General features: G+C 64.3%; 24 protein-coding genes and 1 pseudogene. 12 read left to right on the plus strand and 13 right to left on the minus strand.

Going from position 1 to position 25,612, the window contains the following annotated elements:
• Nucleotides 1-25 precede the first annotated feature (25 nt).
• The 5 genes from AB3X94_RS28560 (at nt 26) to AB3X94_RS28580 (ending at nt 4,538) form a co-directional block, all read left to right on the plus strand.
• Nucleotides 26-1,120: an ABC transporter ATP-binding protein gene (locus AB3X94_RS28560; RefSeq protein WP_368613344.1), complete on the plus strand. Its 1,095-nt coding sequence runs from the start codon at nt 26-28 to the stop codon at nt 1,118-1,120.
• Nucleotides 1,121-1,182: 62 nt separating this feature from the next.
• Nucleotides 1,183-1,995 carry a transporter substrate-binding domain-containing protein gene (locus AB3X94_RS28565; RefSeq protein ID WP_176110348.1) on the plus strand — a complete coding sequence of 271 codons (813 nt, stop codon included), beginning with the start codon at nt 1,183-1,185 and terminating at the stop codon, nt 1,993-1,995.
• A gap of 62 nt (nt 1,996-2,057) precedes the next feature.
• The gene (locus tag AB3X94_RS28570) at nt 2,058-2,825 is read left to right on the plus strand and encodes an amino acid ABC transporter permease (protein WP_176105767.1); all 768 of its coding nucleotides are present in this window, start codon (nt 2,058-2,060) and stop codon (nt 2,823-2,825) included.
• Nucleotides 2,826-2,827: 2 nt separating this feature from the next.
• Nucleotides 2,828-3,484, plus strand: a complete 657-nt coding sequence (locus AB3X94_RS28575; protein WP_152854273.1) for an amino acid ABC transporter permease — start codon at nt 2,828-2,830, stop codon at nt 3,482-3,484.
• Between the two features lie 463 nt (nt 3,485-3,947).
• On the plus strand, nt 3,948-4,538 hold the full coding sequence (locus AB3X94_RS28580) for a winged helix-turn-helix transcriptional regulator (RefSeq protein ID WP_368613345.1): 591 nt from the start codon (nt 3,948-3,950) through the stop codon (nt 4,536-4,538).
• A 41-nt stretch (nt 4,539-4,579) separates the two neighbouring features.
• On the opposite strand, the gene AB3X94_RS28585 is transcribed toward AB3X94_RS28580, so the two are convergent.
• The 4 genes from AB3X94_RS28585 to AB3X94_RS28600 all read right to left on the minus strand — a co-directional run bounded on the left by AB3X94_RS28585 (nt 4,580) and on the right by AB3X94_RS28600 (nt 6,628).
• Nucleotides 4,580-5,038 carry a MarR family winged helix-turn-helix transcriptional regulator gene (locus AB3X94_RS28585; protein WP_176105765.1) on the minus strand — a complete coding sequence of 153 codons (459 nt, stop codon included), beginning with the start codon at nt 5,036-5,038 and terminating at the stop codon, nt 4,580-4,582.
• A 257-nt stretch (nt 5,039-5,295) separates the two neighbouring features.
• Nucleotides 5,296-5,568 (minus strand): hypothetical protein, encoded by a 273-nt coding sequence (locus AB3X94_RS28590; protein ID WP_176105764.1) that lies wholly within the window; start codon nt 5,566-5,568, stop codon nt 5,296-5,298.
• A gap of 69 nt (nt 5,569-5,637) precedes the next feature.
• Nucleotides 5,638-6,084 carry an Ohr family peroxiredoxin gene (locus AB3X94_RS28595; protein WP_176105763.1) on the minus strand — a complete coding sequence of 149 codons (447 nt, stop codon included), beginning with the start codon at nt 6,082-6,084 and terminating at the stop codon, nt 5,638-5,640.
• A gap of 97 nt (nt 6,085-6,181) precedes the next feature.
• On the minus strand, nt 6,182-6,628 hold the full coding sequence (locus tag AB3X94_RS28600) for an Ohr family peroxiredoxin (protein ID WP_176105762.1): 447 nt from the start codon (nt 6,626-6,628) through the stop codon (nt 6,182-6,184).
• A gap of 399 nt (nt 6,629-7,027) precedes the next feature.
• Here AB3X94_RS28600 and AB3X94_RS28605 point away from each other — a divergent pair, with 399 nt between their 5' ends.
• The gene (locus AB3X94_RS28605; RefSeq protein WP_368613346.1) at nt 7,028-7,732 is read left to right on the plus strand and encodes an SDR family oxidoreductase; all 705 of its coding nucleotides are present in this window, start codon (nt 7,028-7,030) and stop codon (nt 7,730-7,732) included.
• 86 nt (nt 7,733-7,818) lie between these two features.
• Here AB3X94_RS28605 and AB3X94_RS28610 read toward each other — a convergent pair whose 3' ends face one another.
• The 3 genes from AB3X94_RS28610 to AB3X94_RS28620 are packed head-to-tail and all read right to left on the minus strand — an operon-like array spanning nt 7,819 to nt 11,850.
• A complete protein-coding gene (locus tag AB3X94_RS28610) occupies nt 7,819-9,123 on the minus strand; it encodes a cytochrome c (protein WP_368613347.1) in 1,305 nt (434 codons plus the stop codon).
• Nucleotides 9,124-9,140: 17 nt separating this feature from the next.
• Nucleotides 9,141-11,393, minus strand: a complete 2,253-nt coding sequence (locus AB3X94_RS28615; protein WP_368613348.1) for a molybdopterin cofactor-binding domain-containing protein — start codon at nt 11,391-11,393, stop codon at nt 9,141-9,143.
• 1 nt (nt 11,394) lies between these two features.
• Nucleotides 11,395-11,850 (minus strand): (2Fe-2S)-binding protein, encoded by a 456-nt coding sequence (locus tag AB3X94_RS28620; RefSeq protein WP_368613349.1) that lies wholly within the window; start codon nt 11,848-11,850, stop codon nt 11,395-11,397.
• A 350-nt stretch (nt 11,851-12,200) separates the two neighbouring features.
• Here AB3X94_RS28620 and AB3X94_RS28625 point away from each other — a divergent pair, with 350 nt between their 5' ends.
• Nucleotides 12,201-12,599: a hypothetical protein gene (locus tag AB3X94_RS28625; RefSeq protein ID WP_176105757.1), complete on the plus strand. Its 399-nt coding sequence runs from the start codon at nt 12,201-12,203 to the stop codon at nt 12,597-12,599.
• A gap of 251 nt (nt 12,600-12,850) precedes the next feature.
• Here AB3X94_RS28625 and AB3X94_RS28630 read toward each other — a convergent pair whose 3' ends face one another.
• Together AB3X94_RS28630 and AB3X94_RS28635 are read right to left on the minus strand one after the other, a co-directional pair.
• Nucleotides 12,851-13,795 (minus strand): peptidoglycan DD-metalloendopeptidase family protein, encoded by a 945-nt coding sequence (locus AB3X94_RS28630; protein WP_176105756.1) that lies wholly within the window; start codon nt 13,793-13,795, stop codon nt 12,851-12,853.
• Nucleotides 13,796-14,221: 426 nt separating this feature from the next.
• The gene (locus AB3X94_RS28635) at nt 14,222-15,400 is read right to left on the minus strand and encodes a porin (protein WP_176105755.1); all 1,179 of its coding nucleotides are present in this window, start codon (nt 15,398-15,400) and stop codon (nt 14,222-14,224) included.
• A 526-nt stretch (nt 15,401-15,926) separates the two neighbouring features.
• Here AB3X94_RS28635 and AB3X94_RS28640 point away from each other — a divergent pair.
• Nucleotides 15,927-17,039 (plus strand): OpgC domain-containing protein, encoded by a 1,113-nt coding sequence (locus tag AB3X94_RS28640; protein ID WP_368613350.1) that lies wholly within the window; start codon nt 15,927-15,929, stop codon nt 17,037-17,039.
• 122 nt (nt 17,040-17,161) lie between these two features.
• Nucleotides 17,162-18,034: an alpha/beta hydrolase gene (locus AB3X94_RS28645; RefSeq protein WP_368613351.1), complete on the plus strand. Its 873-nt coding sequence runs from the start codon at nt 17,162-17,164 to the stop codon at nt 18,032-18,034.
• Between the two features lie 7 nt (nt 18,035-18,041).
• Here the strand turns inward: AB3X94_RS28645 and AB3X94_RS28650 are convergent, their stop codons facing one another.
• The gene (locus AB3X94_RS28650) at nt 18,042-19,136 is read right to left on the minus strand and encodes an AI-2E family transporter (protein ID WP_368613352.1); all 1,095 of its coding nucleotides are present in this window, start codon (nt 19,134-19,136) and stop codon (nt 18,042-18,044) included.
• Between the two features lie 343 nt (nt 19,137-19,479).
• Between AB3X94_RS28650 and AB3X94_RS28655 the strand changes: the two genes are divergently transcribed.
• Both AB3X94_RS28655 and AB3X94_RS28660 read left to right on the plus strand, forming a co-directional pair.
• Nucleotides 19,480-19,767: a DUF3331 domain-containing protein gene (locus AB3X94_RS28655; protein ID WP_013091570.1), complete on the plus strand. Its 288-nt coding sequence runs from the start codon at nt 19,480-19,482 to the stop codon at nt 19,765-19,767.
• A 274-nt stretch (nt 19,768-20,041) separates the two neighbouring features.
• Nucleotides 20,042-22,627 (plus strand): adenosylcobalamin-dependent ribonucleoside-diphosphate reductase, encoded by a 2,586-nt coding sequence (locus tag AB3X94_RS28660; protein ID WP_368613353.1) that lies wholly within the window; start codon nt 20,042-20,044, stop codon nt 22,625-22,627.
• 517 nt (nt 22,628-23,144) lie between these two features.
• Here AB3X94_RS28660 and AB3X94_RS28665 read toward each other — a convergent pair.
• The gene (locus AB3X94_RS28665; RefSeq protein WP_176105750.1) at nt 23,145-23,522 is read right to left on the minus strand and encodes a hypothetical protein; all 378 of its coding nucleotides are present in this window, start codon (nt 23,520-23,522) and stop codon (nt 23,145-23,147) included.
• 259 nt (nt 23,523-23,781) lie between these two features.
• Between AB3X94_RS28665 and AB3X94_RS28670 the strand changes: the two genes are divergently transcribed.
• Complete coding sequence (locus AB3X94_RS28670) at nt 23,782-23,970, plus strand: hypothetical protein (protein WP_368613354.1); 189 nt, start codon at nt 23,782-23,784, stop codon at nt 23,968-23,970.
• A gap of 176 nt (nt 23,971-24,146) precedes the next feature.
• Here AB3X94_RS28670 and AB3X94_RS28675 read toward each other — a convergent pair.
• Nucleotides 24,147-24,257: pseudogene (locus AB3X94_RS28675) on the minus strand (dicarboxylate symporter family protein); the annotation flags it as partial.
• Between the two features lie 171 nt (nt 24,258-24,428).
• Nucleotides 24,429-25,604, minus strand: a complete 1,176-nt coding sequence (locus AB3X94_RS28680) for a UxaA family hydrolase (protein ID WP_368591622.1) — start codon at nt 25,602-25,604, stop codon at nt 24,429-24,431.
• Nucleotides 25,605-25,612: the final 8 nt, after the last annotated feature.

The following is a 25,612-nucleotide window of genomic DNA, read 5'->3' on the forward strand; positions in this document are numbered from 1 at the left end:
ACCCGCCACCTTGCTGGAGCCTGCGATGACCCATCTGACCTTGCAAGCCGTCACGCGGCGCTTCGGCGCCGTGCATGCCGTCGACGACGTCGACCTGAGCGTGCCCGACGGCAAGCTCGTCTGCTTCCTCGGCCCGTCCGGCTGCGGCAAGACCACGCTGCTGCGGATGATCGCCGGGCTCGAAACACCGAGCTCGGGCAGCATCCATTTCGCCGGCCGCGACATCACGTGGCTGCCGGCCAACCGGCGCGACTTCGGCATGGTGTTCCAGTCGCTCGCGCTGTTTCCGCACATGACGGTCGCGCAGAACGTCGCGTATCCGCTGAAGCTGCGCAAGGTCGCAAGAGAGAAGCAAACGCGCCGCGTCGCCGAACTGCTCGAACTGATCCAGCTGCCGCACATGGCGAACCGGCCGGTCACGCAGTTGTCGGGCGGACAGCGTCAGCGCGTCGCGATCGCGCGCGCGATTGCTTCGGAGCCTCAACTGCTGCTGCTCGACGAACCGCTGTCCGCGCTCGACGCCAAGCTGCGCGAAGCGATGCAGGTCGAAATCCGCCTGCTGCAGCAACGCCTCGGCATCACGACGATCATGGTCACGCACGACCAGCGCGAAGCGATGACGATGGCCGACGAGATCGTCGTGATGGAGAAAGGCCGCATCGCGCAGGTCGGCAAGCCCCTCGACATCTACCGCGATCCTGTCAGCGAGTTCGTCGCCGACTTCATCGGGCTCGGCAATATCCTGCCGGTGCAGTACGACGGCGCGGGCGTCGTTAGCCTGCCGGGCGGACGGCGCATCGCGGTGACGCCGAGCGCGAGCGCGCCGCTCGCCGATGCGCGGCAGCCGGTTGCGAGCGGCGACGCGATCCGCCTGTTGATCCGCCCCGAGGACGTCTGCGTGAAGGCGGCCACGGAGACACCGGACGCGAACCGGCTGCCCGGCACCGTCACATTCATTCGCGACGTCGGCGCCTCGCTCGAAGCGACGATCGATTGCGCGGGCTTCACGCTGACCGCCGCGACCACGCCGCGCGAAACGCCCGGGCTCGCGCTCGGCATGCCGGTGCTCGCCGAGCTGCCGCCGCACGCCTGTAAGCTGATCGCAGCGTGCACCGCCTGATACCCGAACCCATCCCACACGCTTCGCTTCGATAAAACCGCATGACGACAGAGGACCAGATGATGAACCAGCGCCCCGCTCTCCAATCGACCCGCCGCGTGTTCGCGACCCTCGCCGCGACGCTCGCAATCACCGCGCTCGGCGCGCTGCCATCGGCCGCGCATGCCGACGCGCTCGACGACATCGCGAAGTCCGGCACCGTGCGCATCGGCGTGTTCGAAGACTATCCGCCGTTCGGCTCGATCGGTGCGGACATGAAGCCGGTCGGCTACGACATCGACGTCGCCAATCTGATCGGCAAGGCGCTCAACGCGAAGGTCGAACTGGTACCGGTGACCGGCGACAACCGCATGGCCTTCCTCGCCGACCACAAGGCCGACATGCTGCTGTCGGTCGGCCAGACGCCGGAACGCGAAAAAGTGATCGACTTCTCGCAGCCGTACGCGCCGTACTACCTCGCGGTGTTCGGTCCGAAGTCGCTGCCGGTGAAGAACGCCGCCGATCTCGGCGGCAAGTCGATCTCGGTCGCGCGCGGCACGCTCGAAGACCTGAGCGTCACTAAGATCGCGCCGCCGTCGGCGAACATCAAACGTTTCGACGATCCGAACGGCGCTATTTCGGCGTTTCTTTCTGGTCAGGTACAGTTGATGGTGGTCGGCAACGACGTCGGCGCGACGATTCTCGCGCGGCATCCGGCAAACGATCCGGAGCAGAAGTTCGCGCTGTTCAGCTCGCCCGATCACGTCGGTCTGAACAAGAACGAGCCGCGCCTGAAGGCGAAGGTCGACGAAACGATTGCCAAGGCCCGCAAGGACGGCACGATGAACGCGATCTCGCAGAAGTGGCTGCGCGCGCCGCTGCCAGCCGATCTCTGAAACCCGTGGCGCGGTGCTGTGAAGTCCGCGCCGCAAACTGATCCTACGATGGGCACGAGGCCATGACTTACGCATTCGATTTCAGCGGCTTCGGCCTCTATGCAGGGATGCTCGCGCGCGGCGCCGCCGTGACGCTCGGTCTCACGGCCGTTTCGACCCTGGCGGGCGGGCTCGTCGGGATTGCCGGCGCGAGCATCGCGGCGGCCGGGCCGAAGTGGGCGCGCTGGCTGGTCGCGAGCTACGTCGAACTGATCCGCAACACGCCGTTTCTCGTGCAGCTGTTCTTCGTGTTCTTCGGCCTGCCGAGCCTTGGCATTCATATCGACGAGATCCAGGCCGCGATTCTGGCGATGAGCGTCAATCTCGGCGCGTACGCAACCGAGATCGTGCGCGCCGGCATCGATTCGATTTCGCGCGGCCAGGTGCAGGCCGCCGAGGCGCTCGGCCTGCATGGACGCCAGGTGTTCCGCTATGTCGTGCTGCCGCAGGCGCTCGCCAACGTGTTTCCCGCGCTGCTCGGCCAGGTGCTGATCGTGATGCTCGGCTCGGCCGTCGTGTCGCAGATCTCGGTGCCCGACCTGACCTATGCGGCGAACTTCATCCAGTCGCGCAACTTCCGTTCGTTCGAGAGCTACGTGATCATCACGGCGACCTATCTGCTGATGTCGATCGTGTTGCGGCAGTTGTTGAACCGCTTCGGCCGCGGGCTGTTCGCGGGCCGCGCCGCGCGTGGCGCCAACAACAGCAGCAGCGGCAACGACGGCTTGCCGCGCAACTGGCGCGGCCGCCTGATGTGGCGCGGCGCGCGTACCCTGCCGACGGAGCGCTGATCATGGTCGAATTCACGCTGTGGGATATCGCCCGTAATCTGCTGCTCGCCGCGCGCTGGACGGTGCTGCTGTCGCTGATCGCGTTCGTCGGCGGCGGGGTCGTCGGGCTCGTGCTGCTCGCGATGCGCGTGTCACCGATCGCATGGCTGCGCCGCATCGTCGTGCTGTACGTCGAGGTGTTTCAAGGCACGCCGCTCTTGATGCAGCTCTTTCTCGCGTTCTTCGGCTTGCCGCTCATCGGCATCGACGTGTCGCCGTGGGCCGCCGCGGCCGTCACGTTGACGCTCTATACGAGCGCTTATCTGGTCGACATCTGGCGCGGCTGCGTCGAAGCGGTGCCGCGCGGTCAGTGGGCGGCGGGCGCGAGCCTCGGCATGACGTTCGGCCAGCAGTTGCGCTATATCGTGTGGCCGCAGGCACTGAAGATCGCGGTCGCGCCGACCGTCGGTTTTCTCGTGCAGGTGGTGAAGAGCACCGCGCTTGCGTCGATCATCGGCTTCATCGAACTGACGAAGACCGGCACGATGATCACGAATGCCGCGTTCCGGCCGTTTCCGATTTACGGCATGGTCGCGATGATCTACTTCGCGATGTGTTTTCCGCTGACCTGGTATGCGCGCGTGCTGGAGAAGCGGCAGAAGGTCGGGCAGCATCGCTGAGTGATGGGAGGCTATGCGCGGCGCGCCGCGCCGGCGTGCGCCGTACGGATTGCACGACGGGGCTCAGCCCTTTGGCGCGCCGTCAAGCGGCGGGACCGTGTGATCGTCGCCCGCCGGCCCTAGCGTGGGCATGTACTTGCCGAAATTCAGTTCAAAGTCGCTCGGCACGCCGTAGGCGCGGCTACGGAGCTTGGCCCGACGCGCCTGCCCACTTGGCGAGGCGAGAGCCGGAAAGAACATGTCGATGCTCGACTGTAGTTCGGCGGCCGTGGGCGTTCCGACCCGATTGATCTGTGCTTTTGCGGCGCCGAGCTGATCGCAAAGATTCCCGGACGCACTGCCGCGGAATGGATCAGCGAGTCACCGGCTCCTCACGCCTCACGAGTGCGTTGAGCCGCAAACCCCTGCCAATATTGCTATGATTATCATACTTGCGATCGCAGCGATTTCGATGGAGGTTTGAATGAGTGCCTTGCCCGACAAGGGCGATACGCTGTGCCCAATCGCGCTGTCTCAGGCTGTCATCGGTGACCGCTGGGCTGTTCTGATCCTGCGCGAACTGTTTATGGGTAATCGAAGGTTCGATAGTCTGGTGGCGCAGTCGCAAGCGACGCCGCAGATGCTCTCGTCCCGGCTCAAACGGCTCGAAGCGGACGGCATGATCGAGCGCAAGCGCTACATGACAACGCCCCCTCGTTACGAATACGAACTCACCGAGATGGGCCGAGCGTTTTACCCTGTCATGCTGGCGCTTCGCGAATGGGGCGAGAAGTGGCACAAACCGCAGGGCGAGGATGTCGCAGTACGCTTCACGCACGTCACCTGCGGCAACGATGCCGGCATTGGCACGGTTTGCCAGGCCTGCGGTGAACCATTGCGGCGCGAAGATCTGACGACTGAACTAAGCCCTTCCTACGCGCAGGAGCGCGCGACGCGACAGGATGCAGCGAAGACCGGCAAGCCTGCGGCTGAGCGCACTCGCTCGTCTAAAACAGGTCCCCGCGAGGTCCGATCGACCGTGAAGTCCCCCGTGAAGCGCCAAAAAGTCCGTTGAATGTCTGACATAGGCGACCCTGCTATGCGACCGTTACGCGTTCATTCGTCGTTCTGGACTGACTTGATGAGATTGTTCCGCAACGTCACGACCGATGCCTGAATTTTCGCGAACTCGTCGGACGCAAGGCCCGTCTCGACGGGGTTCATCTTCAGGGCCTTTTCGCGTAGCCGCCGGCCGCTCTTCGTGAGACTGATCCGCACCTGGCGCTCGTCGCCGGGATCGCGTTGCCTTTCCAGATAGCCCATCGCCTCGAGCTTCTTCAACATTGGCGTAAGCGTGTTGGACTCGAGAAACAGCTTGGCGCCAAGACCGCTGACGGTCTGGTGGTCCTCCTCCCACAACGCAATGATCGCGATGTATTGCGGGTAGGTAAGCCCAAGTTCCTCGAGTATCGGCTTGTATGCCTTGCCAAAAGCCAGGTTCGCGGAATAGACCGCAAAGCACAGGTAATCGGAAAGCATCAGATTTTCGGGTGCCAGTTGATCCTTGGGTTTCATGTGTACCCTCCTCGGCTGGAGCCTGACGTTTCGCAAGATATATATCGCATACGATTATATCGCGCTACAACATATGACGCATCGCTGCCTGAAGGCGACAACCCACCGTCGGCGAAGAGCGCCCAGTACGGCATCGTAGAACCGCTCTGAACGCTGCTTCTTTCTCAGTGGCTAAATCATCGACCGTCCGATTGCCGTGACCGGCGCGCAGCAGCAACGAGGATGCGCGGCGGCCGAGCGACGGTGGGATCGACGACCTAGTGGTGTGCGAAGAGTTTGTCACTCGACCTCACGGCGACATGGCCGCCCGATTGCGACTGTCCCGAAACCGCTCCGCCGTACGCCTTTTCAGGGGTAGCTTCGTCGCCGCGCTCGGCGGCGACGGTTCGCAGGCTCTGACCGCTTTGCGATGCCGGTGCACCAACCGAAGGCTTGTAGAACGGGGCCGGTCCATAGCCGCTGGCGAACGCGGGTGCGGTGACGGACGCGGAAACTGCGACGAGCAGTGCAACGATGAGCTTGGTCTTCATGATGGGAATTCCCTCAAAGATGTTCAGTAAAGGGCACCTGCCCCGGGCCGAGACACGTGCCCTGACGGATTACGCCGTGACGATGTTGGTGCTGACCTCGATGTTGCCGCGCACCGACTTCGAGTACGGGCAGATCTGATGAGCCAAGTGCGCAATTTTCTCGACGACTTCCTTGTCCACACCGGGCACGCGGATGTCGAACTCGGCGCCGAGGAACCACGCGGCCCCGGTCTGCCCGATGTTCACTCGGATGTCCACGGAATAGTCGGGCGGCAGCGTGACCTTGTTCAGTTGGGCCGCCATGCCGAACACGGTGGTGTAGCAGGCCGACCAGGCGCCGGCAAACAGCTGCTCGGCTCGCGGGTGCGGTTCGGTGCCGATATAGTCGAGCGACTCGACGCCAGGCGCGGTTAGCTTCAAGTCATAGACGCCGTACTCGCCGCGCTGTGCAGCGGGGTCGCGATTGACCGTGGCGTGGGAGTTGCCTGCAGTGAGGACTTTTTCGATCTTTTCCATGATGGATTCCTGTGTGTATGGTGGGTATCAAGCGGGTGCCAAGCGGGTGTCAAGTCGATTTGATTCCCGTGCGATTCAATCGTGTGCGACAGATAGGTCACGCTGTCACGACGTTCAGGCTGACCTCGATGTTGCCGTGCACGGCCTTCGAGTACGGGCAGATCTGGTGGGCGCGGTTCGCGATCGCCTCGACGACTTCCGCTGCCAGACCCGGCGCACGGATGGTGAACTGCGCGCCGAGACAGAACCCGTTGCCGACCGTGCCGATACTGACCTTGATGTCCACCGAATAGTCCGACGGCAGCGTGACCTTCCTCAGCGAGGCCGCAATTTCGAAGGCGCTGATGTAACAGGCTGACCATGCCCCGGCAAACATCTGCTCGGCTCGCGGGTGCAGCTCGGTGGCAATGAAATCGCGGCTTTCACCGTTGAGCGCCGAGAGCTTGAGGTCGAGCACGCCGTGCTCACCGCGCTGGAGCTCAGGGTCGTGATTGACCGTGGCGTGGGAGTTGCCTGAAAAGAGGACTTGATCGATCCGGGTCATGATGGGTTCCTGTGTGAATAAGGGGTTAAGCGGCTTAGATCGCATGCGATGTAATCGCTTGCGTCGAATAATGGACAAAGACGCGTCCGTTGTCAATCGCAAAAGATTTAATCGCATGCGATCAATCAATAGCGAAAACGAATGTTCACCCAGAGCCTCGCCGCACTTGACGGTATGAATATCATAGTTATATGCTGCGCCCATTGTCATATGCGACGCGTGAGAGCTCACGAATCGTCCGACATAAGCCATCCGGCGCTGGCTGCGCGACGCGATTGGCTGCTGCGCGGGAAAGGCGCGGCGCAACGGCTCGGTTAGCGAATGCAGCCTCGTTTCCACCACATCTCACGCGTACCGCGAGCTGGCGTGCATGTGACTCACCACGTGAAAGGAAGGACTATGAAGATCGAAGATGCTGTCGTTTTCGTGACGGGCGCGAACCGCGGGCTTGGCCTCGAGTTCGCGAAACAGGCGCTCCAACGAGGGGCGCGGAAGGTCTATGCGGGCGCCCGCGATCCAGCCAGCGTGACCTTGCCTGGAGTCGTCCCCGTCAAGCTCGACGTGACCGATCCGGCGGCCGTGGCCGCGGCTGCCGATGCGGCTCGCGACGTCACCCTGCTCATCAACAACGCGGGCATCGCGCGACTCGGCAGCCTGACGGACGACGGCGCGCTCGACGCGTTGCGCGATCACTTCGAAACCAATGTCTTTGGCATGTTGGCGATGTCACGTGCGTTCGCGGGGAACCTCGCCGTGAACGGCGGCGGCGCGATCCTGAACGTGCTGTCGGTCGCGAGCTGGGTGAACCGGCCGATTCTGTCTGCCTACGGCGTTTCGAAGTCGGCCGCGTGGGCGCTGACCAACGGCCTGCGCCAATCGCTGCGCGAGCAACGCACGCAGGTCATCGGGCTGCATGCTGGCTTTATCGATACGGATCTGGTGCGCGACCTGGAAGTTCCGAAGGCAACGCCGGCCGACGTCGTGCGCCAGGCGTATGAGGCTATCGAGGCAGGCTCGGAGGAAGTGTCCACCGACGAATTCACGCGGCAGGTGAAGGCTGGACTGTCGGCAGGCATCTATCTGAACGACTCGACGCCACGCTGATCGCGCGGAAGCGCTCTTGCCCAAAAAGCGGCAACCCCGCGCCGCATGGGTTGCCGCTTTTGCGTTCCGCCGCACTCACCTCTCGATCACCGCCCCGCCTGCGTCGATTGCCGCAACTTCGCCACCTCCGCCGCCCCAACCGCCGGTGCGCCGTTGTTCCAGCCCGCGCGCACGAAGCTCAGCACATCGGCGATCTGCTTATCGTCGAGCACCGCCGCGAAGCCGGGCATCGGGTACGGCGACGGCACGCCGTTGATCACGAGATCGCCGGTGCCGTTCAGCGTCACGTTGATCAGCGACGATGCGTCCTTCGCGAGCACGTTCGGATTGCCGGCAAGCGGCGCGAGCATCGGCGCGAAGCCGCGTCCGTCGACACCGTGGCAATGCATGCAATACGCGGTATAGACGCGCGCGCCGGCATCGTTCGCGGGGCGATCGAGCGACACTTTCGTCGCCTGCGGATCGTACGTATAGGCCGGCGCGCCGTTGCCGCCGACCGGCGGCAGCGACTTCAGATACGCCGACACCGCCGCGACGTCCTGATCGCTCAGCGCTTGCGTGCTGTTGTTGATCACGCTTGTCATCGCGCCGAACGCCGACGCATGGCGATTCGCGCCGGTCTTCAGGAACGTGCGCAGATCCTCGTCGCTCCAGCGGCCGAGCCCGCTGTTGTGCTCGCCGGTCAGGTTCGACGCGAACCAGCCGTCGAGCAGCGCGCCGCTCAGGAACGCGCTGCCGCTTTCGTCGAGCGCGCTTTCCTGGAACGCAACGCCGCGCGGCGTGTGACACGACCCGCAATGTCCGAGCCCTTGCACCAGATACGCGCCCCGATTCCACGCGACGTCCTTGCCCGGCTTGTCGCGATACGCGCCCTTCTGCAAAAACGCCATATTCCAGAACATCAGCGGCCAGCGCATGTTCAGCGGCCACTTGATGTCGGACTCGCGATTCGCCTGCTGCACCGGTGCGACGCCGTGCATGAAGAACGCGTACAGCGCCTTCACGTCGTCATCGTTGACCTTCGCGTAGGACGGGTACGGCATCGCCGGATACAGGTTGTGCCCGTCTTTCGCGACGCCCTCGCGCAGCGCTCGCGCGAAGTCCGCTTCCGTGTAGCCGCCGATGCCGGCCTGCGCATCGGGCGTGATGTTGGTCACGTAGATGCGGCCCATCGGCGTGTTCATCGGCAGACCGCCAGCGAACGGCTTGCCTTTCGGCGCGGTGTGGCAAGCCGCGCAATCGCCGAGTTGAGCGAGATAGGCGCCGCGTTGCACGAGCGCTTGATCGGCTGCGCCGGCACCCGCCGGAGTCGCGGCATCAGCAGGCGCTTGCGCGAGCAACGGCAAGGCGACGCACAGCGCCGCGCCAAGACCCTTCAGCATGTTTTTCATGTCGGGCTCCTTGCGCGTTACGCGCTGTGCAGTTGACGGCCAACCGGCAACTGCCGCAGCCGCGTGCCGGTGGCCGCATAGATCGCATTGGTCAGCGCGGGCGCGAGCGCCGCGGTGCCCGGTTCGCCGATGCCGCCGGGCGCTTCGCCGCTCTTCACGAGATGCACGTCGATCGGCGGCGTCTCGTTGATGCGCAGAATCCGGTAGTCGGTGAAGTTGTTCTGCTCGACGCGGCCGTCCTTGATCGTGATCTCGCTATAAAGCGCCGCCGTGATGCCAAAGATGATGCCGCCCTGCACCTGCGCCTCGATCGTGTTCGGATTCACGTACATCCCGCAATCGACCGCGCAGTTCACGCGCTTGACCGTCACCTCGCCCTGCTCGACCGCGACCTCGACGACGATCGCGAAGAAGCTGCCGAACGCGTGCATCACCGAGATGCCGCGCCCTTGCCCCTTCGGCAGCGCGCTGCCCCAGTTGCCGGCCTGCGCGGCCACGTTCAGCACGTTCAGCGCGCGCGGCGATTTGCCGAGCAGATTGCGCCGGTACTGCACCGGATCGATCTTCGCGTGCGCGGCGAGCTCGTCGATGAAGCTCTCGACGACGAACGTGCCGCGCGTCGGCCCGACGCCGCGCCAGAACGCGGTGGGCACCGCGTGCGGTTCCACGCGCACGTAGTCGACCAGCTGGTTCGGCAGGTCGTACGGCAGATCGGCGGCGACTTCCACCGCGTCGGGGTCGAGCCCGTTCTTGAACGCGGGTGGCGCAAAGCGCGCCATGATCGACGAACCGGCAATGCGATGCTGCCACGCGATCGGTTTGCCATTCGCGTCGAGCCCGGCCGAGATCGTGTCGTAGTAGTACGGCCGGTACATGTCGTGCTGGATGTCTTCCTCTCGCGTCCACAGCACCTTGACCGGCGTCGACACCTGCTTGCCGACCTTCACGGCCTGCGTGACCATGTCGGTTTCGAGCCGCCGCCCAAAGCCGCCGCCGAGCAGATGGTTGTGCACGATGATCTTGTCGGCAGGCAAGCCCGTGACCGCGGCCGACGCATCGACGACGCGCGTCGGCACCTGCGAGCCGAGCCAGATTTCGCACGCGTCGCCGCGCACGTGGACCGTGGCGTTGACCGGCTCCATCGTCGCGTGCGCGAGGAACGGCTGCTGGTAGACCGCGTCGACGCGCGACTTCGCATCGCCGAACGCGCGGCCGACGTCGCCGTCCTTGCGCGCCACCGCGCCGCCGTGTTGCGAGGCCGCCGCGAGGTCGTCGACGATGCGCTTCATCGTTACCTGCGCGCCCGCGCCTTCGTTCCACTTGATGTCGAGCGCCTGCAAACCGCGCTTAGCGGCCCACGTGTGGTCCCCGATCACCGCGACCGCGTTGTCGAGCTTGATGACTTCGCGCACGCCGGGAATCTGCTTCGCATGCGCAGCGTCGACGCTCGCGAGCGTGCCGCCGAACACCGGGCAGTTCGCGATCGCCGCGTAGACCATGCCGGGCAAGCGCACGTCGAGGCCGAACTGCGCGGTGCCGTCGACTTTCTCCGGCGAATCGAGACGCTTCGCCGGCGTGCCGATCAGCTTGAAATCCTTCGGGTCTTTCAACGCCACGTTCTGCGGCGCGGGAAGCGCCGACGCCGCCTGCGCGAGCTGACCATAGCTCGCGCTGCGATTGCTGGCCGCGTGGATCACCTGCCCGCCTTGCGCATGGCAACTGGCCGGATCGACCTGCCACTGCTGCGCGGCCGCGTTGATCAGCATCGCGCGCGCAGTCGCGCCGGCGCGGCGCATCGGCTCCCACGCGAAGCGGATCGACGTCGAGCCGCCGGTCAACTGCCCGCCGAGCAGCGGGTCCATGAAGAGCTTTTCGTTGGGCGGCGCGTGATCGAGGGTGACCGAGTCGAGTGGGACTTCGAGTTCTTCGGCGATCAGCATCGGAATCGACGTATAGACGCCCTGACCCATCTCGACCTTCGGTATCACGAGCGAGACCTTGCCGGCGGTGTCGATCTGGATGAACGCGTTCGGCGCGAACACGCCGCTTTGCGGCGCCTCGTTCGCATCGCCGCCGATCACGCTCTTGCCCGACTTCTGATCCTGGCTCGCGGCCGGCATGCTGAAGCCGAGCAGCAGACCGCCGCCAGCCGCCGCGCCGACCGTCGCGCCGAATTTGAGGAACGTGCGCCGCGAGATGCCGTGTGCATGCCGCGTGTTGGTGTCGGTCGGCTGCGCGCCATTCTGCGCATCGAGCAATCCCTGGGACATGTCAGGCCCCCTTCGCAGCTTGCTTGATCGCCGCGCGCACGCGGTGATAGGTGCCGCAGCGGCAGATGTTGCCCGCCATCGCGGCGTCGATGTCGGCGTCGCTCGGATTGGGATTGCGCGCGAGCAGCGACGCCGCCGACATCACCTGCCCGGACTGACAGTAGCCGCACTGCACCACGTCGAGTTCACGCCAGGCCTGCTGCACTTTCTGGCCCGTGGGCGTGGCGCCGACCGCTTCGATCGTGACGACCTTGCCGTCGCCGACCGCCGCCGCCGGGAACACGCACGAACGCACCGCGACGCCATCGAGATGCACGGTGCACGCGCCGCATTGCGCGATGCCGCAGCCGAACTTGGTGCCGGTCAGCCCGACGAGATCGCGCAGCACCCACAGCAGGGGCATGTCGGGCGGGGCATCGACGGTATGGGTTTCGCCGTTGATATTGAGCGTTGTCATGAGCGGCTCCGGTGGGGATGTTGTCGTGGTCACGCGGTTTAGATCGCGACACCGCACCAGAGCGCGAACATGCGCCGTTTTGTTCGGCATGTCGCGCTAATCCGCGATGAAAAGCGGCCTGTGATCGAGCGGGTGTCGACAGAAAACCGGCCGATTGTAGTCGTGTCGAAAGAACTACGCTTTGGCGGTGCCAGGCGGCACATCGCATGCTATGCGGGGTGGATCGCATGTGCCGGCTGGGGCGATGCGTTACCATCGATGGATCGATCCGTCGCGCGACCCGCTGCATCGCATTGAGTGGTGTTGCGACGCGCGATTCCGTCGTGTCACCTCAGCCGCTGGAGCCGCCGATGAACGACCCGCAATGCATTCAATTCCTCACGGATGTTCGCCGACCATTGCTTGCGCTGCACAAGGCGATTCTCGATCACGAACGCGCCGTATACGAAAAGGAGTTCGGCCCGGTGACGCCGGCGGCATTCCTGCAGGTGCTGATCAACGGTTCGGGGTTTCGCTGGCTGACACCGCTTTCAACGGTGATCGCGAGCGTCGATGAGACTCTCGACGACGCGGAGGCCGAGGCCGGCGACCGTCTCGCGACGGCCGAGGCCGTGATCGGACTGTTCTCGCCCGAGCAACCGAACAACCACTTCCTGCCGCGTTATCTGCCGCTGTTGCAGGCCGATCCGGCGATCCTGCATTACCACGGCGAGGTATCGCGTTTGCTGCGCGCCGTGCAAACGAGCTAACGGCGATTCGCGCGGAGCACGGCGACGGCGCGTGCGCTGCTTGCCGGCTCCTGCATTTCCTCACCGTTGATAAGCGGCCGCACGTCGGTGTGGCATCGTCGATGGCCGGTACTTTTGCGTAAATTGAGCGAAATGCTCTGACGTGAAGGTACTTTGGCAACGATTTATCTACCGCCTGGAAGGCGCGGCCGACCAGATTACCTGGGTTAGCTGAATAAATTCAAGGTGAGCTTTTGCGGGAACGCCAAAGCTCAACTGCGCCCCTGCGGCAGGTAACGCAGCGGATCGACCGGCTTACCGTCGTGCCGCACTTCGAACCCGACCGACACACGCGAGTTGTTCTCGTCGCCCATCTCCGCGATCTGCTGCCCCTTGCGGACGATGTCGCCCATCTTCACCAGCAGCTTGCGGTTGTGCGAATACGCGGTCAGAAAATCCTTGTTGTGTTCGACGATGATCAGGCTGCCGTAGCTGTTCAGTCCGGTGCCCGCGTACATCACCTTGCCGTCGGCGGCGGCTCGCACCGGATCGCCCGCTTTGCCGCCGATCTCGATGCCGCGTGTTTCGCCCGGCTGAAACGCTTCGACGACGCTGCCCGCGGCAGGCCACGCGAGCGTCACGCTGCTCGCATGCCGGCGGGTTTCCTGCGTGACCTGGCGGACTTCCGCGGCATCCGGAGCGGGTGCTGCGGACTGCGTCGAAGCTTGTGCCGACGTTGGCGCTGTCGCTTGTGAAGCACTGGGCGCCGCGGACCCCGCCGCCTTCGCGGCGGCCGCCGCATTGGCCGCCTTCACCGCGCGCACCGTCTCCGGCGACGCAACGTGCAGCACCTGCCCCGGCTTCAGCCGCGCCGACGCCTTCAGCCCGTTCCATGCCTGCAACTGCTTGACGCTGATGTGGTGACGCTGCGCGACCCGCGCGAGCGTGTCGCCGCGCCTGACCCGATACACGAGCGGCGGCGACTTTTTCAGCGGCACGTTATCGCTGGCATCGATCGACAGCGGCGCGGCTGCCGCCGCATCGCCAGACCCTGTCCCCGTCGCATTCGCCGCCGGCACGCCGGACGCTGCGCTGGTGCTGTTTGCCACATCGTTCTGCGCATTCGGCTGCCCGACGTTCGCGCAACCGCTGACGGCCAGCGCGACCCATGCGCCGGCGAGACCGGCCAGGATCGTTCTGTCGAAACGCTTTCTCATTCTGTCCGACTCCTGCTGTATAGATGCGCAAGCCGGATACGCCGCTGCCGCTGACAAGGCGCGCGATCTTCGGACGCGCGGCCTTCCCGACGACATGGCGAAGCTGCCTCGAAGGGCGCTCACTCCGTGCCTGCTTGCCGATCAAATTTCTGGCGGAATTCTAAAGTGCCGTTTAATAAAAACGCGCCGCGCCACACACTCTGATACAGACGTTACGAGCCGTGTTTCCGCGTTACGACGGCACGTGTTTCGGCACATCAACGACGCACACATCGCCGCTTCGCCGCGGCGCGTTCAGACTCGTTGACCTTCGGCTTATCGGCAGATGCGGGGGGAACTTGAATAGTCATCGGTCGAGGCGGAGAGCACAAAAAGCCAGCCTTCGAAATTCGAAGGCTGGCCGATCCGCGTTCGACGAGCAACGAACTAGAACTTATGCCGGATCGCCGCGCGCACGACGACCTGCTTCGACGTCGACGACGGCGACTGCGTGCCGGGGATGAATGCGAAATCGAGGATCGACAGTGTGGAATCGCCGGCGACCTGTTGATAGGCGCCCTGCAGATAGACGTCGGTGCGCTTGGACAGGTTGTAGTCGGCCATCAGCCCGAACGTATGGATGCGCGGCTTCACGCCGCCGTTCGATGCGTCGTAGGTTTCCATCGTGTACACGTACTGCGCGCCGACGAACAGCACCGGCGAGATCTGATACTTGCCGTTGATCTCGAAGTTCTGGTACTTGAGCGAGTTCAGCAGCACGCCCGGCGGCGTGACGGGCACGAGTGGAACTAACGGCTCGATGCCGAGATAACCGTTTGCGGTCGGCTCCAGATAGTTCGAGTTGCTGTAGACGAAGCCCGCCGTCGCCGGTCCGAACGTATAGGTGATGCCGCCGCCGAACACGCGCATGCGCGTCGCGACGAAGCCGGCGTCGTTCGTGGCGACCGCGCCGTTCGCACTGCCGCCAGGATTGTCGGCCTGCAGATAGGCCGCCGCGACCAGCAGCCCGCCATACGTGTACTGGCCGCCGAAACTGTACGCGCGATTGTTGGCGAAGCTCGTGTCGTTGCTGAAGCTGTAGGTGCCGCCAAACTGGAAGCCCGAGATCGACGGGCTCGCGTACTTGACGGTGTTGTTCAGGCGGAACGTGTTGTCGGTGTTGTCGTTGTCGTACGGATGCGAGAACAGTTGACCGCCCCAATTGCCGTTGGCCGTTGTCTGCGCCAGATAATCGACGACCGAATCGTATTGTCGGCCAAACGTTAGGGTGCCGTACGCCTGCGAACTGAGTCCGACGAAAGCCTGGCGGCCGAACAGGCGGCCGCCCTGCCCGAGCCGCCCGGAATTCAGATCGAAACCATTCTCGAGCTGGAAGATCGCCTTCAGTCCACCCCCGAGATCCTCGGCGCCCTTCAGGCCCCAGCGGCTCCCCTGTGCAAGGCCGCTGGCGAGTTCATAAACATGGCCGTGGCCGACATTGTTCGTGTAGTTGATGCCTTCGTCGATCACGCCATACAGCGTGACGCTAGTCTGCGCGACGGCAGGCACGGCAAGAACGGAAGACGCAGCAACGGAGACAGCCAGCGCGAACACTTGCTTGTTCATGATGATCTCCCTGCACCTCGAGTGATAGGACAACTCGATCCGGCCGCTTTGTTCTCTTTGCTTTTTATTCTCATCACTTTCCCAGCAGTTCTGAGGACTGCTCCAATGGCTGCGCTTTCCAGAAATCCTCACATGACATCGTCCGGCCGTCCATGAGTGGATGCGCCAAGCATCGGGAATGTTGCTAATTCTCCACTGCGCGTTGTTTCCTCTTTTTTCGTAAGGTCGGTTCAGGTAAACGGCAGCCGCGGCTGCCGGTCTCGCTGCGTGATTGTCATGAAAAGAAATATAATCCCCTGCCTCTGCTGCCATGCAACGGAACTCGATGCCGCAGCGCAGGTCCTCTTTACAGCCCGCTCACCCGCCACCTAGAAACGGCGGCCGAAGTCGGCGACGCGGACCACAGGCGACGCCAACCCGGATCGCCTTCCCGCCGCAGCACCCAATCCCATATTAGAAAGCCTTGTGAGACGCCCGCCGCGCTGGATCAGCGCGCCGTCGCACGGGGCTGCTTTTGACTCGAACAATGCCTGACAAGCCCTCCTCCCGCCTGATCGAACTGGACTTTTTCCGCGGCCTGGTTCTGCTGATCATCGTGGTCGATCACATCGGCGGCAGCATTCTGTCGCGCGTGACGCTGCATGCGTACGCGCTGTGCGATGCCGCCGAAGTGTTCGTGTTCCTCGGCGGCTTCGCGACCGCCACCGCCTATGCGACGCTCGCCGAGCGGCGCAACGAGACGGTCGCGCGCGGCCGCTTCGTGCGCCGCTCGTTCGAGATCTATCGCGCGTTTCTCGTCACCGCCGGGCTGATGTTGCTGGTCAGCGCGGTGCTCACCGCATTCAGCATCGACGGGCCGAATCTCGCCACGACCGATCTCGACGACCTGATCGACACGCCGCTCGCCGCACTGCGCGACATCGTGCTGCTGCGCCGCCAGCCGTACCTCGCGTCGGTGCTGCCGATGTACGCTTTCTTCGCGCTGCTGGTCCCCGCAATCCTGCCGCTCGCGCGCAGCAAGCCGTGGCTGCTGGTCGCCGGCAGCGTCGCGCTGTGGGCCGGCGCGCCGGCGATCAACAAGTACCTGCCCGCCGCGCCCGACATGCACTGGGACTTCAACCCGTTCGCGTGGCAACTGTTGTTCGTGCTCGGCGTGCTCGCGCGCTGCCAGCCGGTGTATCAGCGAACCCGCGCGCATCGATCCGGCTGGCTCGTCAGCGTGCTGGCGTTCGCGGTGGTCGTGGGCGCCGCCTACTACAAGCTGGTTCTGCTGCACGCGCCCCTTCCCGGAAGCCTCAAGCAGAATCTGTCCTATCTGCGCGCGGGCAACTTCCTCGCGATCGCGTGGCTCGTCGCCAATCTGATCGAGCTCGGCTGGGCGAAGAAGGTCGCGGGGCGGCTGCCGTGGGTCGGCTTGATCGGCCGTCAGGGCTTGCTGTGCTTCATTGCCGGCGCTGTGATTTCGCTGGTGATCGACTCGGTGCTCTACGCGGCGACCGATGGTTACCTGAACTATCCGCTCGGACTGCTCGCCGATGCGGCCGCGGTTGGCGCGCTGTTTGCCGTCGCGCTGGGCGTGGAGCCGCTGAAGCGCTTCGTCGCGCGGTTCGTTGAAGGGCGGCTGCGGACCTCGGGCTGAAGAACCTTGCGCGCATAAAGCGCCGTCCGCCTGTCCGCCACTTCCCATCTCAAATCTGGCGCCAATGCTGATAGGATGACGGCCGCGCGCGAATCCCGCGCCAGCCGGCCATCCTCACTGACATGCGTCGATTCCTCTGTTTCGCCCTCGCACTGCTTGCCTCCGCCGTCGGCGCGCCCGCGTTCGCGAGCACGGTCGCGAGCCGCAGCTTCCATTCCGATGCGCTCGGCCGCGACTGGAACTACACGATCTACCTGCCGGCCGGCTATCGCGCGGACGGTCCGCGCCTGCCGGTGCTCTACCTGCTGCACGGCAATAACGGCGACGCCAACGACTGGCTCGCGCAAGGTCATCTGCAGAGTGCCGCCGACACGCTGATCGAGCGCAAGGAGATTGCACCGGTCGTGATCGTGATGCCGCAAGGCGGCACGGACTGGTACGTCGACCGCAAGGAAAAGATGGAGAGCGCGTTCTTCGGCGATCTGCTGCCCGAGATCGAAACGCACTACGCGGTCGCGACGCAGCGCGGCGGCCGGATGATCGGCGGCGTATCGATGGGCGGCTTCGGCGCGCTGCGCTACGCGCTGACGCAGCCCGAGATGTTTTGCGGCGCGCTGCTGCTGAGTCCCGCGATCTACGCGAACGAGCCGCCGCGCGCGTCGGCGGCGCGGCGGGTCGGCGTGTTCGGCGAGCACCAGTTCGATCCGCGCATCTGGCACGAGCTCAACTACCCGGCGCAGTGGGACCGCTATATGAGCCAGCCGTATCGCCTGCCGATGTTCATCGCAGCCGGCGACGACGACCTCGACATCCAGGCCGACGCGTCGCTGCTGTACACCCGTCTGCGGCTCGCGGGCAATCCGGCGGCGCTGCGGATCATCGACGGCGGCCACACGTGGGACGTATGGAGCGCGCTGTTGCCAGCCGCGCTCAAATACACGCTCGGCTGCGTGAAGCCGCCGGCGCTGGAGCATCCGTCGAATCAGCGGCCTTGAGCCGGCGCTACTCCACGAGATCGGTCCACAGCACCATCAGCACCGTCATCAACGCGGGGCCGATGAAAATCCCCAGCAGCCCGAACGTCTCGGCGCCGCCGAGAATGCCGAACAGCACGAGCAGAAACGGCAGGCGCGTCGAGTTGCCGATCAGCACCGGCCGCACGAAGTGCTCGGCGACGAACACGACGACCGCGCCGAATATCAGCAGCCCGGCCGCTGCGACCATCGAGCCCTGCACGAGCAGCCACAGCGCCGCGAGACCGAATACGATCGGCGCGCAGAACGGCAGCATCGCGGCGATCGCCGTCACGAAGCCGAGCAGCGCCGCATGCGGCACGCCGGTCACGAAGTACGCGACGCCAAGCAGCAGGCCCTCGCCGACGCCGACCACGATCAAGCCCGACACGGTGGCGCGCACCGCGGTCCCCATATGCGCGACGAGGTCCGCGCCGCTATCGCCGAAACCGCGTCGCGCGGCCTTCAGCAACGAGCCGGACAGGCGCGGCCCCGCCTGAAAAATCACGAACAGTGTGACCAGCATGAACGCGAACACCATCGCCGCATGCGCGGCGCGAGCGCCGAAATGCCGGCCGAGCGTCATCACCGTTTCGCTGTGCAAGCCTTTCATCGCCGCCGAGTCGCGCAGCGGCTGAGCGAGATTGGCCTGCCACCACGAGCTGATCTGCTGCACGCCGAACGGCAGACGGTTGATGAAGTCCGGCAGCGGGATGCCGTTCTCCTGCGCGCTGCGGAACCATTCGTTCAGTTCATGCGCCTCGCGCAGCGCCTGCGCGATGCCGAGCCCGAGCGGCAGCAGCACGAGCACGGCAATCAGCAGCGTGAAGACGGTCGCGAGCAGGGTCGTGCGCCCCCTGAACCAGCGGCTCCCCGCCACCTTGTGCAGCAGCGGCCACAGCGCAATCGCGACGACCGCCGCCCACGCCACCACCACGATGAAATCGCGCACCACCCACAATGCGAGCAGCACGAGCCCGATATAGAGCACGACCGACGCGGCCCTCTGCTTTTTCTGGCGCTCGACGGCGACGGACGACGGTTCGGGAGAGTTGGGCGGGACGGCGGGAGGGCGTGGAATCATGTGAACTCTGGTGTTTTTTGAACAGTGTGCGCACGAGCCGACCTGAAAAATTCAAACCCGCTACACTGACGGCTCAGTTCGCCGCCCGACACCCAACATCTTAAAGGAAGCGTTGCCGCCCTTTTCCCGGCGGCCCTCCTCGTCGCGCCATATGCAACACAGCGTTGCAAAAATGTGCATTATTAAAAAATCACATAAAAATGCTTGTAACGCCCGTCATTTCAGCAAGTCGCAAATGTCAAGTGTGATTATTGCTAATTCCGGAACGGTGTTTCAACGATGACACAATGGCTATCCGGCGCGCACGGGACTAAATTCGGCACTCCACAATACGGAGTCGATGATGACCCTGGAGTCCATCCCCCTCGACGGTAGCAATGGCGTACGCATCGAAATTCTGGAGAGCTCCGACACGACGCTGGTGATCCGCTGGGTCGAGCCGGGCCGCTGCCACTACGGTGAACAGCGCTGGCGCCGCCGCTCGGCGCATTCGTCTGGCACCTGCGCGGTGTCGCGCCGCAAGATCCGCCGCGGTGACCCGGTGTTCAAGCCGGCCGAGCGCCCAGCGCCATCGAATGCGTCCGCGATGATCTGCGCGGAAATTCTCGAACCGCTGCTCGAAGCGGCCTGACGCACGGAACGTTCCCGACTACCGCGGCCGGAGCGCGAGTTTCAACCCCGTCTGTCTCCCTACCGCCCATGCGCCCCTTAACGACCGTGTGCCCGGCCGCCGCGGCATCGCATGATCCGCCGCCGCGCTGCCCCCGCTCACGGTTGCCGCCCCGCGCCTCGTGCGTTAAGGTGGACTCGTTGCGCCCGCCCGACTGCCGGCTCGCTATCCGGCGCCGGCTGCGCGCCTTCCACCACCGCGCCGCGCCCGCCGCGACGCCGTTTGAGGGCCGATCATGGCAGAAGACACGCCGCAAACCCGCGCGGCCACCGCCGCTTCCACGCCTTCCGCTTCCTCCGCTCCTCCCGCTTCGCTGATCCCGCCGCAGCAGTTCTCGCTCGACGTGCTGCTCGAAAAGTATGCGAAGGGCGACGAGCAATCCGCCGACGACGTGTATCGCCGCGTCGCGCGCGGCGTCGCCGAGGCCGAGCCGCCCGAGTTGCGCGCGTCGGTCGAGGAACAGTTCTTCGACAATATGCGCCACGGCGCGCTCGGCGCGGGCCGCATCATGAGCGCGGCGGGCAGCGGCATCGCCGCGACGCTGATCAACTGCTTCGTGCAGCCGGTCGGCGATTCGATTCAGGGCGTCGATGAACAGGGTTTGCCGGGCATCTACGTCGCGCTGCTGCAGGCGGCCGAAACGATGCGCCGCGGCGGCGGCGTCGGCTACAACTTCTCCGCGATCCGGCCGAAGGGCGCGCGGGTTCACACGACCAGCTCGGCCGCCTCGGGTCCGTGCAGCTACATGGACGTGTTCGACGCATCGTGCCGCACCGTCGAAAGCGCGGGCTCGCGGCGCGGCGCGCAGATGGCGGTGCTCGACTGCAACCATCCGGACCTGCTCGAATTCATCGAGGCCAAGCATTCGAAGGGGCGCTGGAACAACTTCAACGTGTCGGTCGGCGTCACCGACGAATTCATGCGCGCGGTCGAGAACGACGAGCCGTGGCAACTGGTCCATCGCGCCGAGCCGTCGCCGGCGCTGCGCGCGGCCGGCGACGTGCGGCAGCGCGATGACGGCCTGTGGGTCTATAGCGAACGTCCAGCGCGCGCGATCTGGGACCGCATCATGCGTTCGACGTACGACGTCGCCGAGCCCGGCATCGTGTTCATCTCGCGGATGAACGAGGACAACAATCTGCGCGCGGTCGAAACGATCCGCGCGACCAATCCGTGCGGCGAGCAGCCGCTGCCCGCCTACGGCTGCTGCAACCTCGGACCGCTCAATCTGACGCGCTTCGTCGTCGATCCGTTCGCGCAGATGCAGGGGCGCCAGCCATCGTTCGACTGGGACGGCCTCGCACGCCGCACCCGCACGCAGGTGCGCTTTCTCGACGACGTGCTCGACGTCACGCTGTGGCCGCTGCCCGAGCAATACGCCGAATCGCGCGCGAAGCGGCGCATCGGCGTCGGCTTCACCGGCCTCGGCGATACGCTGGTGATGATGGGCCTGCGCTACAACTCGCAGGAAGGCCGCGATTTCGCGGTACGCATCGCGCGCTTGATGCGCGACGAAGCGTATCGCGCGTCGGTCGAACTCGCGAAGGAGCGCGGCGCGTTCGAGCTGTTCGACGCCGCGCGCTATCTGGAAGCCGGCACCTTCGCATCGCGTCTGCCCGACGACATCAAGCAGGCGATCCGCCGCGACGGCATCCGCAACAGCCACCTGCTGTCGATCGCGCCGACCGGCACCGTGAGCCTCGCGTTCGCGGACAACGCGTCGAACGGCATCGAGCCGGCGTTCTCGTGGACCTATACGCGCATGAAGGAGATGGCCGACGGCGGCCGCGAATCGTTCGACGTCGAGGACTACGCATACCGGCTTTATCGCGAGCTCGGCGGCGATGTGACCCGCCTGCCCGACTATTTCGTCAGCGCGCTGCAGATGTCCGCGCGCGACCATCTCGACATGATGGCGGCCGTGCAGCCGTACGTCGACACATCGATCTCGAAGACCGTCAACGTGCCCGCCGACTATCCATTCGACGCGTTCGAAAGCCTCTACTTCGATGCATGGAAAAACGGGCTGAAGGGCCTTGCCACCTATCGCCCGAACGACACGCTCGGCGCGGTGCTGAGCGTGTCGTCCGCGCAGGCCGACGACACGCTCGCCGAGATGGATCAGGACCCGCTGCGTATCGCGATCGATCATCGGCCGAGGGGCGAATTGCCGGCGATCATCGAGAAGGTCGAGTATCTGACGCAGGCCGGCAAGAAGTCGCTGTATGTCGCAGTGTCGTTCATCGAGGTGACGGGGCGGCTCGGCGGCGAGGACGTGACGATCGAGCGGCCGATCGAATTCTTCATTCCGGTCGGTCAGCGCGACGAGTCGCAGCAATGGATCACCGCGACGATGCGTTCGCTGTCGCTGGCCGCGCGCGGCGGCTTCGTCGCGCGCAATCTGCAGGATATGCGCAAGGTGTCGTGGGATCGCGGCCAGGTGCGGCTTGGCGACGTGCAGCGGCTCGACGGTCATCGCGCGCCGCGCTGGCACGATTCCGAAGTGGCGGCGCTCGCGTTCGCGATCCAGCAGATCCTGTATCGACGCGGCTTTCTCGACGCCGAGGGCAATCAGGTCGCATCGCGGATGCTTGCGCGTTTGCCGCGCGGACAAATGAAAACAGACTTGGCGCTGTCCGCCGATTTCGGCCTGCGTCCGAATCCGGCGGATAGCGCCGACGCGTTGCTGCAGCCGAACGGCACGCAAGGGCTGCACACGATGCTCGGACGCAAATGCGCTTCGTGTGGCGCGAATGCGGTGATTCGCAAGGATGGCTGCGATTTTTGTACCGCGTGCGGGGAGGTGGGGGCGTGCGGGTAGCGGGAGGTGAGGAGCGAGCGGCGTGGATGTGAGTATTCCCGTAAGGTCGCAAAGCGACCGTGGCAACTAATCTAGGCCGTGAGGTCCGAAAAGGTCGCATTCAGCCGCCGCGTCGACCCGGGCTAAAACGATGCGCCTGCTGTTCCCCTCGCCGAGATCAATGCAGGATTTTGGCTCGACGACGTGCAGGATAGTTGCCCTGCCGCATCGGGCCGCGTTGTACGATGGATTCGGCAGCAAGCTCTTTTGGGCTTGTCGTTTCGGTATCTGGTTCGCTCATTTTATGGTTATGACGGGGACTAAAGATTTAACTGGAATTTTGTCGAGTGGGCGCGCTCGCATATGGTTGCGAACAAGGTTGATGTGGCCTATCACAAGACTGACCTGCTCGAACAGCGCTGCCCGTGAAGGAAGAGTGGGCGGCGCATGTCTCCGGCATGGCGGGTTGATTGTAGAAGCGGCCGAAGAGAGAGGCACAAAAAAAAACGACTTGTGAGGGGCGGCATATTCGTCTCCACTATGCATGTTCCCGGATGATGAACAAATCGAACTCTATAGCGATCGCAAAGCCGGCAGTCGGATGCAGATAGACAATGTGTTGAGCTGTTCTTTTACCCGGCAATGAGCACTTCAACAGATTGCGTGCAAGTGCTTCAACTTGCGTGTTCGGCCGTGCCCTCTCCATCGACAGCACGATATTGACTGTACCGCCGTTCTCGAGCCCTAGACGGGTCACTCCTTGAAAGGTGGCCGTGACTCGACGCGCACCGAGTTTGAGACCCAGAATCAATGTGTCAGGACAAGTCAAGTCAGATTCATTTTGTAGCACGATGCTTTCGACATGCCAGTCATGGAAGTAATCATACGCGTGGAGCGTTGCGTCAATATCTGTCACAGTTTGCCTCACTAAGGGAGAATTGAAACGGGCCAACCTTGATCGCGCACGTTGCCATCCCAGTTATGTGCATGCGGATTAGACTGCCCGTGGTGGGAATCAAAGTCTATGTCAACCGCTGCCGAGCCATTAGAATCAAACATGCGCCATTGCTTCTTCATACCGGGGTGGGACGCGTTTTCAGCCGATGTTGACCCTGATACGAGCGACATCGTGCTCCGGTTGCCAGGGAACACCTGAGGGTGTTGATCGTCACGGGATGATCCTCAAGTTGGACGAAACAGGAATCCGCACCGTTGCGTGCGTGCGCGCGGTGCTCGAAGGTGCCAGCAACTTCCTGCGCGACGGCGTCACACTCAATGGCCTGCAGCAGGAAGCACAGCGTCTTACTGACATCGAGGCCGCCCGGCAGGTTCGGGAAGCCCGCGAGGCCATGCTGAAGAGGTGATTGCCCAAACGCGACCAATCTACGGGGACATCTGGAGTTTCGCCACCACCTGCGCTGCCTGATTGCAATGCCCTACAATCCCACCGACTTCTTCTATAACGATTGGCTTGCCGAAAGAGTGAGTTCTCTCAGGGTCATTTCGGTTTTGTAGAGTACTAAAAGCGCCCGCACACACAGTCGCCGAGCGGTTTCATCTGCACGCCGAACACGGGCGCGAAATGACCGACGAGAATGCCAGCCGCAAGTCCGATCAGGACCTGCACGTAGAGATGTTTGAGCACGCGCAAGATGGTGTCTCCTCCACTCGCTGCTGCCAGATGTCGAGCCGGCGCCACTGCCGCATGAGCTGCCGGTCACGGGGGCATCGTTGGCCGCTTCTCCGTGCCGGCATGCGCCGGGAAGGTGGGGACCGCGGCGCGCGAGCCGTGCGGCTCGCCGCGGCGGCCAAGCCGCCCGTGTCAGGCGCTTTCGAACAGACGCGTCAGGACGAACTCGCGATGACCGAGCGCTTCGGCTGCGGTGAAACGGCCGTTGATCGTCGCCATCATGCATTGGAGCAGTTTGTCGCCGCTCTGGTCGAGGTTCTGCTCACGCTGCAGAATGCCGGTCACATCCACGTCGATATGCTCGCCCATCGTGCGGACCGTGCGCGGATTCGCGCAGATCTTGATGACCGGCACGATCGGATTGCCGATCACGTTGCCTTGTCCCGTCGGGAAGAAATGCACGACGAAGCCCGATGCCGCGCACAAGGTCACCATCTCGGCCGCGGCCGATGACGAATCCATGAACCACAGTCCCGAATGCGTCGGCTCCTCGGCTTTGTCCAGCACGCCATCGACCATGCACTTCTTGCCGATCTTCTGGATGTTGCCGAGCGCCTTTTCCTCGATCGTCGTCAGGCCGCCCGCGATATTGCCCTTGGTCGGCTGCGACTCGGACAGGTCATCGGTTTTCCAGCGGTTGATCATGTCCTGGTAGCGGTCGAACATGAACTGGAAGCGCTCGCGCACGCCGTCGTTCGCGCAGCGCGCGGCGACGATCTGCTCGCCGCCCGTGAGCTCCGAGGTTTCGCCGAATACGAGCGTGGTGCCGAGGCCGTAGAGTTTGTCGAACGCATTGCCGACGGTCGGGTTCGAGCCGCAGCCCGACGTGGTGTCCGACTCGCCGCACTTGGTCGACACCCATAGCTCCGAGATCGGGCACGCCTCGCGATCGAGCGAGGTCGCATACTGCACCATTTCCTTCGCGGCCTTCGACGCGCGCATGATCGTGTCGTGATCGCCATGCAGTTCGATGCCGAAGCCCATCACCGGCTTGCCGGTTTTCGCAATACCGTCGACGACGCGCTTGGTCCAGCCCTCCTCGATCCCGATCACGACCACCGCCGCGACGTTCGGATTGCTGCCCGCGCCGATCAGCGTGCGGAAATGCAGTTCGAGGTCGGCGCCGAATTGCAGCCGCCCATACGGATGCGGCAGCGCCATGGTCCCCTTGATGTTGTGTTCGACCGCCTGTGCCGCGGCATTGGACAGGTCGTCGACCGGCAGGATGATCACGTGGTTGCGTACGCCCACGCGGCCGTTGTCGCGACGATAGCCGCGGAAAGTGGTATCCAGGTCAATCACGCTCATGGTTTCTC

Source organism: Paraburkholderia sp. BR10923, from assembly GCF_040948765.1.
Taxonomy (GTDB): domain Bacteria; phylum Pseudomonadota; class Gammaproteobacteria; order Burkholderiales; family Burkholderiaceae; genus Paraburkholderia; species Paraburkholderia youngii.